This window comes from Methylothermus subterraneus (assembly GCF_054656915.1).
On sequence record NZ_BAAHXK010000002.1, the window covers coordinates 34,771 to 49,136 of the forward strand.

Consider the following 14,366-nt stretch of genomic DNA (forward strand, 5'->3'; position numbering starts at 1 on the left):
GGATATGGCCGCCGATGTCTCCCCAGTTGAGCTTGCGCCTTGGCGGCGAATATTGGTCCTGACGGGGTTTGGCTTGGGGTTAGTGGGGCTGATGGTACGGGCGTTCTACGTCCAGGTGTGGCAGCGGGAATTCTATCAACGCCGCGCGGACAGGCAGCAAATCCGCGTGGTGAGTTTGCCTGCCCACCGCGGGCAATTGTTGGACCGGGAAGGCGTGCCGCTGGCGGTCAGCGCCAAGGTGGAGTCGGTGTGCGTCGATCCGCGCAAATTCCGTGCCAGTCCTGAGCAACTGCGGGCCCTGGCTCGGCTTCTGAGGACCAGCGAGCGAAATCTAGCCGCCAGGATCTCCGCCCGCCGCGACCGCGCCTTCCTCTACCTCAAGCGGCACCTGCCCCCGGCGGAGGCGGAGGAGATCGCCAAGCTGGAGATCGAGGGGCTGTTTTTAAAACCCGAATTCAAGCGGTATTACCCGTCCGCGGAGGTGACCTCGCAGCTTTTGGGGTTTACGGATATCGATCAACGCGGCCAGGAAGGGTTGGAAAAACAGTTCGAATCCCAATTGCGGGGAATTCCAGGACGCATGCGGGTAATGCAGGACCGGCGCGGGCGGATCATCGAGGCCATCGAAGCCTTGCAAGAGGTCCGCCCGGGTCGCGACGTAGTCTTAAGCATCGACCGGCGCTTGCAGTATTTTGGGTACCTTGAGCTTAAACACGCGGTGGCGGCCCATCGAGCCAAAGGCGGCATGCTGGCGCTTGCCGACGCGCGCACCGGCGAGATTCTCGCGCTTGCCAACCAGCCCGCATTCAATCCCAATCGACGCCGCTCGCTGAAAAGCGGGCATTTTCGCAATCGCGCGGTCGTCGACAGCTTCGAACCGGGCTCGACTTTAAAACCTTTGGCTTTGGCGTGCGCCTTGCGTGAACGAGCGGTGGCGGCGGATTTTAGGCTCGATACCCACCCGGGTTGGCTGCGTGTGGGACGCCATATCGTGCGCGATCATCAGGATTACGGCGTGCTCGATCTGGCCGGGATTCTGCACAAGTCGAGCAACGTCGGGATCACCCAGGTGGCTTTGCGGATGCCGCCGCAAGCGTTCGCCGCGTGCCTTAAAGAGTTTGGGCTGGCGCAGCCGACCGGCATCGAGTTTCCCAGCGAAGCGCGGGGAGTTTTGCCTGACCCTTCCGGCTGGGGGAAGTTCGAGCAGGCGACGGTGGCGTTTGGCTACGGGATTTCGGTCTCGGCCGTGCAGCTGGTGCGCGCTTATACCGCACTGGCCGACGGTGGAGTCCTCCACAGCTTGACCTTATTGCCGCGCGACCACGACCCCCACGCGCGCACAATTCTGCCACCCGCGGTGGCAAAGACGGTGCTGCAGATGCTGGAGGGCGTGGTCAGCCGGCAAGGGACCGCGGTCAAGGCGCAGGTGGCCGGGTACCGCGTGGCGGGTAAAACCGGAACGGCCAAGATCGCCGTCCCGGGTGGCTACGCCGACGACCGCTATCGCTCCTTGTTCCTAGGGATCGCGCCCGCTTCTAGGCCGCGGTTAGTACTTTTGGTGGTGATCGAGGAACCTCAAGGAGGGCAGTACTACGGAGGCGAGGTGGCCGCGCCGGTGTTCGCGCGGGTGATGGAAATGGCGCTGAAGTTGCTCGGCGTGCCGCCGGATGCGGTGCCGGAGACCGATTGGCGGACGCGCCTGGCGGAGTTGGACGAAGCGGGGGATTGAAATGCGGCGCCGCTTGGACGAGTTGTTGCCTGGGGTTTTTTGCCCGCCGATCGAGATCGGGGGGTTGTGCGAGGACAGCGGGGCGGTGCGTCCGGGAGATGCGTTCGTGGCGCTTTCCGGCGTCCGCCGTCACGGCGCCGAGTTCGCCCAGGAAGCGGAAAACCGCGGGGCGGTGGCGGTGCTGTACGACCCCGCCGAAACCGAGTGGGTAAATGCGCGGGCGATTCCCGCCATCGCCGTTCCCGGGCTCAAGCAACGGCTGGGCGAGATCGCGGCGCGCTTTTACGGGCATCCGTCGCGGGCGATGGAGGTCATCGGGGTCACCGGCACCAACGGCAAGACCTCCTCCACTTGGTTTCTGGCCCAAGCCCTGGCCGGGGGGGTGATGGGGACTTTGGGGTGGGGAAGGCCGCCGGCCTTGGCGCCGACCGCCCACACCACCGCCCCGGCGATCGAGACTCAGAGGCGCTTGGCAAAATTGCGCGCGCAAGGGGTGGGCGCGGTCGCCATGGAGGTTTCCTCCCATGCCTTGGACCAGGGGCGGGTTGCCGGCGTCGAATTTGATTTCGCGCTCTGGACCAACTTGAGCCGCGACCACCTGGATTATCACCCCGGCATCGACGCGTATCGCGCCGCCAAGCTTAAGCTTTTCCGCTGGCCAACGCTAAAAGCGGCGGTGCTCAACCTGGACGACCCCGCCTGGCCGCACTTTTGGCGAGCAGTTGCGCCGCAGGCGGCGGTGATCGGTTATGGAGTAAAGGGCAATGCCCCTTTTCCCTGCCTTACCGCGGCCAAGGTGGCTTATCGCCCAGATGGGATCGCATTTGAAGCGGTGTGGGGAAAGGAACGCGTTTCAGTGCGGGTGCCGCTGCTTGGCGAATTCAATCTGGCCAACACCTTGGCGGTTTTGGCCACCTTGCTCGCCCGCGGGGAGACGCTTGGACGTGCGGTCGCCCGCCTGAAGACGATCGCGCCGGTGCCGGGGCGGATGGAGTGCTTTCGCGCCGAAGGCCGACCGCAGGTGGTGGTGGATTATGCCCACACGCCGGCGGCGTTGGAGTTGGCGCTTAGGTCTCTGCGCCGCCACTGCCGCGGCCAGCTGTGGGTGGTGTTTGGCTGCGGTGGGGAGCGCGACCGCGGCAAGCGCAAGCGAATGGGCAAGATCGCCGAGACGCTGGCCGATCAGGTGATCCTCACCGACGACAATCCTCGGGGCGAGCCGGCAGAGGCGATCCTTGCCGACATCCGCGCCGGCATGAGGCGCACCCCGCTTGTCATCCGCGACCGCCGCGAAGCGATTGTCGCCGCCCTCAGGCAGGCCGGGGCAATGGATGTGGTGTTGGTGGCGGGCAAGGGGCACGAAGAGGTCCAAGAGGTCCAAGGCGAGAAGCGGCCGTTTAGCGACCGAAAGGTGGTGGCGGAGTGGTTGCAGGAGGCGTTGCAATGCGTTTGAGCGAGTTGGCGCCGGTGCTCAACGGCAGGTTGCTGGGAGAAGACGCGGAATTTGCCGGGGTTGGGATCGACAGCCGGCAGGATTTGCGCGGGCAATTGTTCGTCGCCCTGCGCGGGACGCGCTTCGACGGCCACGACTTCATCGCTAAGGCGCAAGCGGCGGGGGCAACGGCGGCTTTGGTGGAGCGGCCGGTGGCCGGCCTGCCGCAGCTTCAGGTCGCCGACACCCGCGCCGGTCTGGGACGCTTGGCCAACTACTGGCGACGGATGGCGTTTGCAGGCGAGTTGGTCGGGGTGACCGGCAGCAACGGCAAGACCACGGTCAAGGAGATGATCGCCGAAGTTTTGGGGGGACTCAAGACCGAAGGCAATCTCAACAACGCCATCGGCGTGCCTTTGACCTTGCTGCGCTTGAGATCCGAGCATCGCTTTGCGGTGATCGAGATGGGCGCCAACCACCCGGGCGAGATCGACTATGTGGCGCGTCTTGCCGAGCCTCGGATCGGCGTGATCACCAACGCGGGACCGGCGCACCTTGAAGGCTTTGGCTCGCTCGAGGGGGTGGCGCGGGCCAAGGGCGAGTTGATCGCCGCCCTGCCGGCTGACGGGATCGCCGTGCTTCCGGCCGACGATCGGTTTAGCGGCTATTGGCAGGAACTGGCCCGGGGGCGCACGGTGCTGACCTTTGGCTGGAGCGAAAAGGCCTCGGTGCGCGCCGAAGAGATCGCGCCGCTTAAGTTTATTGAAGGCAAGTTCCGGCTGCGGTTCTCGGTGCGCGCCCTGGGCGAGCGGTTTGAGGTCGAGCTCGGGCTGGCTGGGCGCCACAACGTGACCAACGCGCTCGCGGCGATCGCGGTGGGCGTCGCGTTAGGCAAGACCGGCGCCGAGATCGGCGCCGCGCTTTCTCGGCTGAGGCCGGTGGCAGGCAGGCTCCGGCCGGTGCCGGCGAAAGGAGGGGCATGGCTGCTCGACGACTGCTACAACGCCAATCCGGCCTCGTTTGAGGCCGGACTGGAGGCGCTCAAGGCGCTGGGAGGGGAACCTTGGGTGATTCTGGGAGCGTTTGCCGAGCTGGGTTCAGAGAGCGCGACCTTTCACGCCCACGTGGGAAGATTGGCGCGCGAGTTCGGAGTCTGCCGCCTGTTCGCCGTAGGGGAGGAGAGCAAGGCGGCGGTGGCCGCGTTCGGGGTCGGGGGGCAGTGGTTTGCGTCCCAGGCGGAACTGATCGAGGCGGCAGCGCGCCGGCTGCATCCTCAGGCGCGCGTTTTGATCAAAGGCTCGCGCGCGCAACAACTGGAGAAGACGGTTTTGGCTTTGAGGCAAGAATAAGGTGCTGTATTTTCTGACGGATTGGCTGAGCCATTGGTATGGCCCGTTTCGGGTCTTTCAGTATCTGACCTTGCGCGCCATCTTGGGGGTGCTGACGGCGCTGACGGCCGCGTTGCTTTTGGGACCGCCGTTGATTCAGAGACTCGGGCGTTTGGGCCGGCAACCGATTCGCCAAGACGGCCCGCAAAACCACTTTGCCAAGGCGGGGACGCCGACCATGGGCGGGCTGCTCATCCTGCTCGCGCTCACCCTGGCCACGCTGCTTTGGGCGGACCTACGCAACCGCCAGATCTGGGTCGTGCTGCTGGTGACTTTGGCGTTTGGGGCGATCGGTTTTGCCGACGACTACAAAAAGCTGGTTTTGGGCAACAGCAAGGGTTTGTCCGCGCGCCAGAAGCTGGGTTGGCAGACGGCGGTGGCGCTTTTAGCCGCCGTCGGTTTGTACGCCACCGCCAAAACGCCGGCGGAGACGACCTACATCGTGCCGTTTTTCAAACAGGTGGGCTTCGATCTAGGCTTGTTGGGGTTTACGCTGGTGACCTGGTTGGTGATCGTGGGCTCGAGCAACGCGGTCAACCTAACCGACGGTTTGGACGGTCTGGCGATTTTGCCTGCGGTTTTGGTGGGCGGCAGCCTAGGAATTTTTGCTTACGCTTCCGGCAACGTGAATTTCGCCACGTACCTTGCGGTGCCGCACGTTCCCGGAGCCGGCGAGCTGGTGGTGTTCTGTGGGGCGCTGGTGGGGGCGGGATTGGGATTTTTGTGGTTCAACGCCTATCCGGCGCAGGTGTTCATGGGCGACATCGGCGCTCTGGCGCTGGGGGCGGCGTTGGGGACGCTGGCGGTGCTGGTGCGGCAGGAGGTCGTGCTGATGATAATGGGTGGAGTGTTCGTGATGGAAACGCTCTCGGTCATCCTGCAGGTGGCTTCCTTCAAGCTGACCGGCCGGCGAATTTTTCGCATGGCGCCTTTGCACCACCATTTTGAACTCCAGGGTTGGCCGGAACCGCGGGTGATCGTGCGGTTTTGGATCATCACCGTGGTTTTGGTGTTGATTGGCCTGGCAACGCTCAAGCTAAGGTAGTTATGACGGCGGTTACCGAGAAACCTATGGACCTTGGGGCTAAGGCCCGAGTCGCGGTGGTGGGATTGGGCAAAACCGGGGTGTCGGCGCTGCGGTTTTTGCACGCTCACGGCGTCGCCTGTCTTGCCATGGACACCCGCACCCATCCGCCGGGTTTGGCCGAGGCGCAGGCGCTTAAGGTGCCGGTGGCCTGCGGTGGGTTGCGTTCCGACTGGCTGAGCTGGGCGACTCATCTCTTAGTCAGTCCCGGGGTCGGGCTAGAACAGGCGGAAATCCGCGCGGCTTTAGAGCGCGGCGCGGCGCTGATCAGCGACCTCGACCTGTTCGCCGAAGCGAAAGCCCAGGCGGAGGTGGTCGGCGTGACCGGATCCAACGGCAAAAGCACGGTCACCACTTTGGTGGCGGAAATGGCCAAAGCGGCCGGGATCTGTGCCGTCGCCGGAGGCAACTTAGGGACGCCGGCGCTTGAGCTGCTGGATGCGGGCGTGGAGCTGTACGTCCTGGAACTATCGAGTTTTCAGCTGGAGCGGACCTTTAGGCTGCGGCCTAAGGCGGGGGCGGTTTTGAACCTAAGCCCGGATCATCTTGACCGCCATCCGGATATGAAAACCTACGCGGCGATCAAAGCGCGCTTGCTCAAATGGAGCCAAGTGGCGGTGGTCAACGGCGACGATCCCGAGGTGCGGCGGATGGCGGAAGGAATTCCTCACCCGCTTTGGTTTAGCCTCAGCGAGCAGGCCGACTACGGGCTGGTCCGTTACCGCGGCGAGGTTTGGTTGGCGCGCCGGGGCGAGCCCTTGCTCCCTGCCGCCCAGGTTCGGCTGGTCGGTCGCCACAATCTGGCCAATGCGCTGGCCGCCCTGGCGCTGGCGGAGGCGGTAGGAATTCCGCCGGCGGTGGGCTGCGAGGTGTTGTCTCGCTTCGAGGGGCTGCCCCATCGGATGCAAAAAGTGGCCGAAATCGACGGGGTGGTGTGGATCAACGATTCCAAAGGCACCAACGTCGGGGCGACCGAAGCGGCGCTTTTGGGACTGGATGGGCCGGTGATCCTTTTGGCCGGTGGGGACGGCAAAGGGGCGGATTTCTCCTTGCTCCGCCCGGCGGTAACCGGCAAGGTCAAGGCGGCCATATTGTACGGCCGCGACCGCTTACTGCTCGCCGAGGCCCTTTCCGGGGCGACTGCCGTCCACGTCGTCGAGACCTTGCCCCAAGCGGTTACCGTCGCAAGAGCGCTTGCCCAGGAAGGCGATACGGTGTTGCTCTCCCCTGCCTGCGCCAGCTTTGACCAGTTTGAGAATTATCAGGCGCGCGGCGAATGTTTTGTGCGGGAGGTCCAAAAATGGCGGTGATCCATCCCGGCGCCGTCACTCCTCCGGCAACCGAAGCCCAGTCCAAGCCACGGCGGGCTTTCTTTGTGGATCGGCAGCTGCTCCTGGCGGCGGCAGGATTGCTGCTTGGGGGCTACGTGATGATGACCTCGGCTTCGCTGCATCTGGGCAGCGACGGCTTTTATTTCGCCCGGCGCCAGTTATTGCACCTGGCGCTGGGTCTGGTGGCCGGAGGATTGGCTTTCGCGGTCCCGTTGCGCTGGTGGTACAAGTTGGGTCCTGGGCTGTTGATTGTGGGATTTTGCTTGCTGGTGGCGGTTAAGCTGCCCGGGGTCGGGGTGAGCGTTAACGGCAGCACGCGCTGGTTGAACGTGGGCGGGATGCGCGTTCAGGTTTCGGAGCTGTTTAAGTGGATCGCGTGCGTTTATCTGGCCGGTTACGCCGTTCGTCACGCCAAAGCCTTGGCGGAGCAGGCGCGGGCCGTGCTTTACCCGCTGATCCTGCTCGGCTTGGGAGCGGGGCTGTTGTTGTGGGAGCCGGATTTCGGCGCGGCGGCGATCTTGCTGGCGACCGCCATCGGGATGCTGTTTTTGGCCGGCGCTCGGCTGGTGCCGCTGTTGGCTGTGGTCTTAGGGCTTGCGGGCACGGGGGCAGGATTGCTGGTCGTCGAGGCTTATCGGTTCAGACGCCTCGAGGCCTTCCTCGATCCCTTTGCCCACGCTCAGGATTCTGCGTATCAGTTGGTTCAGGCGCTGATCGCTTTTGGGCGCGGCGGCCTGTTCGGGGTGGGACTGGGTAACAGCGTGCAGAAGATGTTTTATCTGCCGGAAGGGCATACCGATTTTCTGCTCGCGGTGATCGGGGAAGAGTTGGGATTTGTCGGGGTGCTTGGCGTGGGCGCCGGGTTTGCCTGGCTGGTGTGGCGAATCTTTGCCGCCGCCCGGTTGGCCCAGGCGGCAGGTCAGGCCTTTGGCACCTGGCTGGCTTACGGAATCGGGATTTGGTTAGGATTGCAGGCGCTCGTCAACATGGGCGTCAACTTAGGCGTGCTGCCGACCAAAGGCTTGACCTTGCCGCTGATGAGCTACGGCGGGGGGAGTTTGGTGGTGGATTGTCTAGCTCTGGGGCAGGTGCTTCGGATCTATTCGGAAGCGAGGGAAGCCCGGGCAGGCCGGTGGAGGGAGCCGTGGCGAAGGTGATGATCTTAGCCGGCGGGACCGGCGGTCACGTTTTCCCGGCGTTGGCGGTGGCCCTGTGGCTTCGCGCCCACGGCCATTCGGTGAGCTGGATGGGGACGCGCCAGGGACTGGAGGCGCGCGTGGTTAGAGAAGCCGGTTTTACCCTCGATGCCCTGGCGGTCCACGGTCTGCGCGGTACAAGTTTTACGGCCAAGCTGAAAGCCCCGGGGATGCTGGGGCAAGCCTTCGCGCAGGCCGTAAGCCACCTGCGCCGCCGACGTCCTGAAGTGGTTTTGGGAATGGGGGGGTTTGTCTCAGGTCCCGGAGGCTTGGCCGCCATCGCGATGGGAATTCCCTTGGTGATCCACGAGCAGAACCGGGTTCCGGGGCTCACCAACCGGGTTCTGGCGCGCTGGGCGCGGCGGGTGCTGGAGGCGTTTCCGGGGACGTTCGCTCTAAACGTGCGCCCGTGCTGGACGGGCAACCCTTTAAGGCGCGAGATCGAAGCTTTGGCTGGGGATAAAGAACCCTTAGGAGCGCGCAAGGTGAGGATTTTGGTCTTGGGCGGCAGCCAGGGCGCGCAGGCGCTGAACGAAGTCGTTCCCGCCGCCTTGGCCGGGCTGGCGGCAAAAATCGAAGTCTGGCACCAGACCGGCGCGCCGATGCAGGCGGCCGTGCGCGCGAGCTACCAAAACGCGGGAGTTGCCGCCCGGGTGGAGGCATTCATCGAGCGCATGGAGGAGGCTTACGCCTTTGCCGACTTGGCGATCTGCCGCGCGGGAGCGATGACGGTGAGCGAACTGGCGGCGGCTGGGGTGGGAGCGATTTTAGTGCCTTACCCGCACGCTAAAGACGATCATCAGACCCGCAACGCCGAATATCTCCTCGAGCAGGGAGCGGCTTGGCTGTTGCCGCAACGCGAGCTGACCCCGGCGCGATTGCAGGAAAAAGTGGCCTTTCTAGTGCACCGGCCCGAGCAGCTTGAGCGCATGGGGGCGGCGGCGCGTAAAGTCGCGCGCCTGGACGCTACCGAAACGGTGGCGCGGATTTGTTTGGAGGAGGTTTGAAAGTGGTGCCCAAATTAAAGAATCGAGAACCGGTCTTGCGGGTGAGCGGGGAGTGGGAGCTTAGGCGCATGGCCCGAGTCGAGCGGATTCATCTAGTCGGCATCGGCGGGGCTGGGATGAGCGGAATCGCCGAAGTGCTGGCCAATTTGGGGTATAGCGTGTCTGGTTCGGACCTACGCGAGAGCGTTGCCCTCCAACGCCTGCGCGGCTTAGGGGTAAAAGTATTTTTGGGCCACGCCGCCGAGCAGGTGGTCGGCGCCGACGTGGTCGTGGTGTCGAGCGCGGTGGCGCAAGACAATCCCGAATGGCAGGCCGCGCGCGCGATGCGCATCCCCGTGATCTCGCGCGCGGAGATGCTGGCCGAGCTCATGCGCTTTCGGTTTGGGATCGCGGTGGCCGGCACCCACGGCAAGACCACGACCACCAGCCTGATCGCCAGCATCCTGGCGGAAGGTGGCCTCGATCCGACCTTTGTGATCGGCGGCCGGCTCGAAAGCCGGGGCAGCCACGCCGGTTTAGGGCTAGGCCCTTACCTGGTCGCCGAAGCCGACGAGAGCGATGCTTCGTTTTTGCATTTAAAACCGATCATCGCCGTGGTCACCAACGTCGATCGCGACCACATGGAGACTTACGGGGGAAGCTTTGCGCGCCTTCAAGAGACCTTCCTCGAATTTTTGAGCGCGGTTCCGTTCTACGGGTTGGCGGTGGTCTGCCGGGACGATCCGGGGGTGGCGCAGCTTTTGCCCAGGATCCAAAAGCCGCTTTTCACCTACGGTTTGGATCCGCAAGCGGATCTGCGCGCGCGCGACGTCGTCCTGGCTGGATTGAAGACGTATTTCGTGGCTGAAGGCCGTGGCCTTGAACGCCCCTTGCAAGTGGAGCTGAACCTTCCAGGCCGTCACAATTTATTGAACGCGCTGGCGGCGATCGCGGTCGCGCGCGAGTTGGACGTGCCGCCGGCGGCGATCCAAAAGGCGCTTCAACATTTCGCCGGCATCGGCCGCAGGTTCCAGGTCCGCCACGTACCCTGGCGGGGCGGCGAGGTGGTCGTGGTCGACGATTACGGTCATCATCCGCGCGAATTGGCGGCGGTGTTCGCCGCGGCCCGCCAGGCCTGGCCCGAACGGCGCCAGGTGGTCGTGTTCCAGCCTCATCGCTATACCCGCACCCAGGCGCTGCTCCACGAGTTTGCCGAGGTCTTGAGCGAGCCTGCCGAACTCCTCCTGCTCCCGGTCTATCCGGCCGGGGAGGCGCCGCTTCCTGAGGGCGACAGCGCCGCCTTGGCACGAGCGCTTGGCCGCCGCGGCCGAACTTGCCGGCAGCTTGCATCGCTTAAGGAGGTGCCGAGCGCCTTGGCGGAGTGCCTCGAACCTAAAGATGTGGTGCTGGTCCTAGGCGCGGGGAGCATCGGCCAGGTGGCCGCCGGTTTGCCGCAGGCTTTGCAGGAGCTTGAGCGATGATCCGCGGCCAAGTGCAGGTGGGCGTTCGGCTTGCCGAGTTGACCTCGTGGCGGGTGGGCGGGATGGCCGAGCGCCTGTTTAGGCCGGCGGATAAGGACGATCTTAAGCGTTTTTTGAGCGCTCTGCCGGCGGAGGAGCCGCTGACTTTGCTCGGGCTTGGGAGCAACGTTTTGGTGCGCGACGGCGGCCTTCCCGGCACCGTGATCTTGACTTCCTCTTTGCGCGGCCTGAGCGCTTTGGTGGAAGGGCGGGTTTACGTGGAGGCCGGGGTTCCGTGCGCGCGCCTGGCGCGCTTCTGCGCCGGTTTGGGGCTGGCCGGGGCCGAGTTTTTGGCCGGCATTCCCGGCACCGTGGGGGGAGCGTTGGCGATGAACGCCGGCGCCTTTGGCGGGGAGACCTGGGACTGGGTGGAGGCGGTGGAAACGGTGGATCGGTATGGCAAGACCTATCTGCGCCGCCGCGAGGCGTATGAGGTCGGTTACCGCCGCGTGCAAGGGCCGGCAGGCGAGTATTTCTTAGCGGCCTGGATGCGCTTTGTACCGGGCGATCCGGAGGCAGGGTTGCGCCGGATTCGCGAGCTTTTGGCCCGGCGCAGTCAGACGCAGCCGACCGGATGGCCGAGCGCGGGGTCGGTGTTTAAAAATCCTGCCGAGGAAAAGGCGGGGCGTTTGATCGAAGCCTGCGGGCTCAAGGGGAAGCGGATCGGGGGGGCGGAGATTTCGAGGAGGCACGCTAATTTCATCCTCAACCTCGGCGGCGCCAAGGCGGCCGACATCGAAGCCTTGATTTGGCTCGCGAAAGAAGAAGTGGAGCGGCGTTTTGGCATCGAGCTGGAGCCGGAGGTTCGGATTTTGGGCAAAGCGGGTGAGACATGAGACGGATCGAGGATCCAAAGCAATTTGGCCGGGTCGCGGTGGCGATGGGCGGGGCAAGCGCCGAGCGCGAGATTTCCCTGCTTTCGGGGCAACAGGTGTGGGCGGCGCTCAAGCGCCGAGGGGTGGATGCGGTGGCGGTGGATATCGGCGATAAGCCTCTGGAAGCGCTTTGGGGAAAAGGTTTCGCGCGGGTATTTAACGTGGTCCACGGCCGCGGCGGCGAAGACGGGGTGCTGCAGGGGTTGCTGGAGGCGATAGGGCTGCCTTACACCGGCAGCGGGGTGCTCGGTTCGGCCTTAAGCATGGACAAACTGGCGGCTAAGCTGTGCTGGCGCGGCGCGGGACTCCCGACTCCCGATTGGATGGTGCTTGAGACCGAGGAGGACCTTGAGCGTTGCGCCGCCGTTTTGGGGTTTCCGGTGATCGTCAAGCCGGCGCTGGAGGGTTCCAGCCTGGGGACGAACAAGGCCCAAGACCGGGCGAGCCTGGCCTGGGCCTGGCAGGAAGCAAGACGGTACCGTTGTTCGGTGTTCGCCGAACGCTGGATCGAGGGCGACGAATACACCGCCGCCCTGCTCCATGCGGAAGTGCTGCCGCTGATCCGGCTGGAGACGCCGCGGACTTTCTACGACTTCGAGGCCAAGTATCGGGCCGACTCGACGCGCTACGTGTGCCCGTGTGGACTGCCTGAAGCGCAGGAGCAGCGCCTTAAGGCACTGGCGAAGCGTGCGTGTGAGGTGCTTAAGGTAAGCGGTTGGGGGCGAGTGGATTTGTTCCTCGACCGGCAAGGCCAGCCCTGGTTGATCGAAGTGAACACGGTGCCGGGGATGACCGATCACAGCCTAATGCCTATGGCGGCGCGCGCGGCGGGAATCGAATTCGACGAATTGGTATGGCGGATTCTAGAAACCAGTGTTGCGTAAAAGGACCGTCGCTTGGATGGTGGGGCTGATTTTGATGATCGCGCTGGTCGCTTTCTTGTATCGAGGAACTCCGGTCCGGTACGTGCGGCTGGAAGGCCAGTTCCGGCACCTGGATCCCGCCGATTTGGAGCAAGCCTTAAAACCCTTGCTGGCAGACGGTTATTTGGGATGGAATCTTGCCCCCTTGGTGAAAGCGGCCAAACAGTTTCCCTGGGTCGACGACGTGCGAATGGAACGGGTCTTCCCGGACGTGCTGGTGGTTCAGGTCGAAGAGCAAGTGGCTTACGCGCGTTGGGGAGAAAGAGACTTGCTTAACGCAAAAGGGGAAAGGTTTACCCCGGCTCCCGATCAACTTGCCGAGTTTGCCGCTTTGCCCCTTCTTTGCGGCCCGGAAGGGCACGAGGGGCAATTGTTTTCCGCTTATCGCAAGATGAGCGAGGCACTTTTGCCCTTGCAGCTCAAGATCCGCACGCTCGAAGTGAACGCGCGGCGCTCCTGGCAACTTACCTTGGATTCAGGCATGGTGATCGTACTGGGGCGGATCCAACCTGAGGAAGTCTTCTTTAGAGTCGTGGAATTTTTGGCGCGCTTGACCCCGGCGCAAAGGCAACGCATCGAGCGGCTGGATGCTCGCTACGAACACGGGTTTGCTGTGCGTTGGCGCAAGTCTGCGGTGGTTTCAGGTAAATAACAATGGCAAAGCGTAAAGACAGAAACATCGTTGTTGGGCTAGATATCGGCACCTCTAAGGTCGCGGTGATCGTGGGGGAGTATCAACCCCGGGAAGGCGAGATCGAGATCATCGGTGTCGGCGTCCATCCTTCGACTGGGTTGAAGCGGGGGGTAGTGGTCAATCTCGAGTCCACCGTGCAGGCGATCCAGCGGGCGGTGGAAGAGGCCGAACTGATGGCCGGGTTTCAGATCCATTCGGCGTATGTGGGAATCGCCGGCAGCCATATCCGCAGCCTCAATTCCCACGGGATCGTGGCGATCAAGGACAAGGAGGTCACCCAAGCGGACGTGGATCGGGTGCTCGATTCCGCGCGGGCGGTGGCGATCCCGGCCGATCAGAAAATCCTCCACGTTTTACCCCAAGAATACATCATCGACAGCCAGGCGGGGATCAAAGAGCCGGTTGGGATGACGGGGATCCGGCTGGAAGCTAAGGTGCACATCGTCTCGGGCGCCGTCAGCGCGGCCCAGAATCTGATCAAATGCGTGCGCCGCTGCGGTCTGGAGGTCGAAGACATCATCCTGGAGCAACTGGCCTCGGCGCAGGCGGTCTTGAGCGAAGACGAGAAAAGCCTCGGGGTGTGCTTGGTGGACATCGGGGGTGGGACCACCGATATCGCCGTATACACCGACGGCGCCATTCGCCACACCGCGGTGATCCCGATCGCCGGCGACCAGATCACCAACGATATTGCCGTCGCTTTGCGTACTCCGATTCACCACGCGGAGAGGATCAAGGTCGAATACGCCTGCGCCTTGACCAAGTTGGCCGATATCGACGACATGATCGAGGTGCCGAGCATCGGCGACCGCCCGCCGCGGCGGATTTCCCGCCACAACTTGGCCGAGATCGTCGAGCCGCGCTGTGAGGAACTGCTGCTGTTGATCCAGGCGGAACTCCGCCGCAGCGGGTTTGAGGATTTGATCGCCGGCGGCATTGTCCTAACCGGAGGCAGCGCCAAATTGGAGGGCCTGGTCGAGTTGGCGGAAGAGATCTTCCACATGCCGGTGCGTTTAGGTCTCCCTCGCCACGTGACCGGTCTGACCGAAGTGGTGCGCAATCCGGCGTTTGCGACGGGCGTGGGGCTGTTGCTGTTTGGGTATGAGCACCATGCGGCTTTGGGAGCGATGGAGGGAGAATCCGGCTGGCTGGCGATTTGGAGGCGGATGTGCAGTTGGTTTCAGGGGAATTTTTAAGCGCGAGGGTTT

At 63.9% G+C, this 14,366-nt stretch carries 12 protein-coding genes; all 12 read left to right on the top strand.

Going from position 1 to position 14,366, the window contains the following annotated elements; genetic code table 11:
- Window positions 1–4: 4 nt before the first annotated feature.
- The 12 genes from ACYQ3M_RS02010 (at window position 5) to ftsA (ending at window position 14,354) form a co-directional block, all read left to right on the top strand.
- Complete coding sequence (locus tag ACYQ3M_RS02010; protein ID WP_460034377.1) at window positions 5–1,729, top strand: peptidoglycan D,D-transpeptidase FtsI family protein; 1,725 nt, start codon at window positions 5–7, stop codon at window positions 1,727–1,729.
- A gap of 1 nt (window position 1,730) precedes the next feature.
- On the top strand, window positions 1,731–3,182 hold the full coding sequence (locus tag ACYQ3M_RS02015; protein WP_460034378.1) for a UDP-N-acetylmuramoyl-L-alanyl-D-glutamate--2,6-diaminopimelate ligase: 1,452 nt from the start codon (window positions 1,731–1,733) through the stop codon (window positions 3,180–3,182).
- Window positions 3,173–4,510, top strand: coding sequence for a UDP-N-acetylmuramoyl-tripeptide--D-alanyl-D-alanine ligase (locus ACYQ3M_RS02020; RefSeq protein ID WP_460034379.1), 1,338 nt, complete (start codon window positions 3,173–3,175; stop codon window positions 4,508–4,510). The genes ACYQ3M_RS02015 and ACYQ3M_RS02020 overlap by 10 nt, the downstream gene beginning before the upstream one ends.
- A gap of 1 nt (window position 4,511) precedes the next feature.
- Window positions 4,512–5,594 (top strand): phospho-N-acetylmuramoyl-pentapeptide-transferase, encoded by a 1,083-nt coding sequence (gene mraY / locus ACYQ3M_RS02025; RefSeq protein WP_460034380.1) that lies wholly within the window; start codon window positions 4,512–4,514, stop codon window positions 5,592–5,594.
- Window positions 5,595–5,596: 2 nt separating this feature from the next.
- Window positions 5,597–6,943 (top strand): UDP-N-acetylmuramoyl-L-alanine--D-glutamate ligase, encoded by a 1,347-nt coding sequence (murD, locus tag ACYQ3M_RS02030; protein ID WP_460034381.1) that lies wholly within the window; start codon window positions 5,597–5,599, stop codon window positions 6,941–6,943.
- Window positions 6,934–8,121, top strand: coding sequence for a putative lipid II flippase FtsW (gene ftsW, locus ACYQ3M_RS02035; protein WP_460034382.1), 1,188 nt, complete (start codon window positions 6,934–6,936; stop codon window positions 8,119–8,121). Before murD ends, ftsW begins: the two co-directional genes overlap by 10 nt.
- Window positions 8,109–9,167: an undecaprenyldiphospho-muramoylpentapeptide beta-N-acetylglucosaminyltransferase gene (murG, locus tag ACYQ3M_RS02040; RefSeq protein ID WP_460034383.1), complete on the top strand. Its 1,059-nt coding sequence runs from the start codon at window positions 8,109–8,111 to the stop codon at window positions 9,165–9,167. The genes ftsW and murG overlap by 13 nt, the downstream gene beginning before the upstream one ends.
- 68 nt (window positions 9,168–9,235) lie before the next feature.
- Window positions 9,236–10,627 carry a UDP-N-acetylmuramate--L-alanine ligase gene (gene murC, locus ACYQ3M_RS02045; protein ID WP_460034634.1) on the top strand — a complete coding sequence of 464 codons (1,392 nt, stop codon included), beginning with the start codon at window positions 9,236–9,238 and terminating at the stop codon, window positions 10,625–10,627.
- Window positions 10,624–11,502, top strand: a complete 879-nt coding sequence (gene murB / locus ACYQ3M_RS02050) for a UDP-N-acetylmuramate dehydrogenase (RefSeq protein WP_460034384.1) — start codon at window positions 10,624–10,626, stop codon at window positions 11,500–11,502. Before murC ends, murB begins: the two co-directional genes overlap by 4 nt.
- Window positions 11,499–12,425 (top strand): D-alanine--D-alanine ligase, encoded by a 927-nt coding sequence (locus ACYQ3M_RS02055; RefSeq protein WP_460034385.1) that lies wholly within the window; start codon window positions 11,499–11,501, stop codon window positions 12,423–12,425. Before murB ends, ACYQ3M_RS02055 begins: the two co-directional genes overlap by 4 nt.
- Entirely contained in the window at window positions 12,418–13,116 is a 699-nt protein-coding gene (locus ACYQ3M_RS02060) for a cell division protein FtsQ/DivIB (protein WP_460034386.1), read from the top strand. Before ACYQ3M_RS02055 ends, ACYQ3M_RS02060 begins: the two co-directional genes overlap by 8 nt.
- 2 nt (window positions 13,117–13,118) lie before the next feature.
- Window positions 13,119–14,354, top strand: a complete 1,236-nt coding sequence (gene ftsA, locus ACYQ3M_RS02065; protein ID WP_460034387.1) for a cell division protein FtsA — start codon at window positions 13,119–13,121, stop codon at window positions 14,352–14,354.
- Window positions 14,355–14,366: the final 12 nt, after the last annotated feature.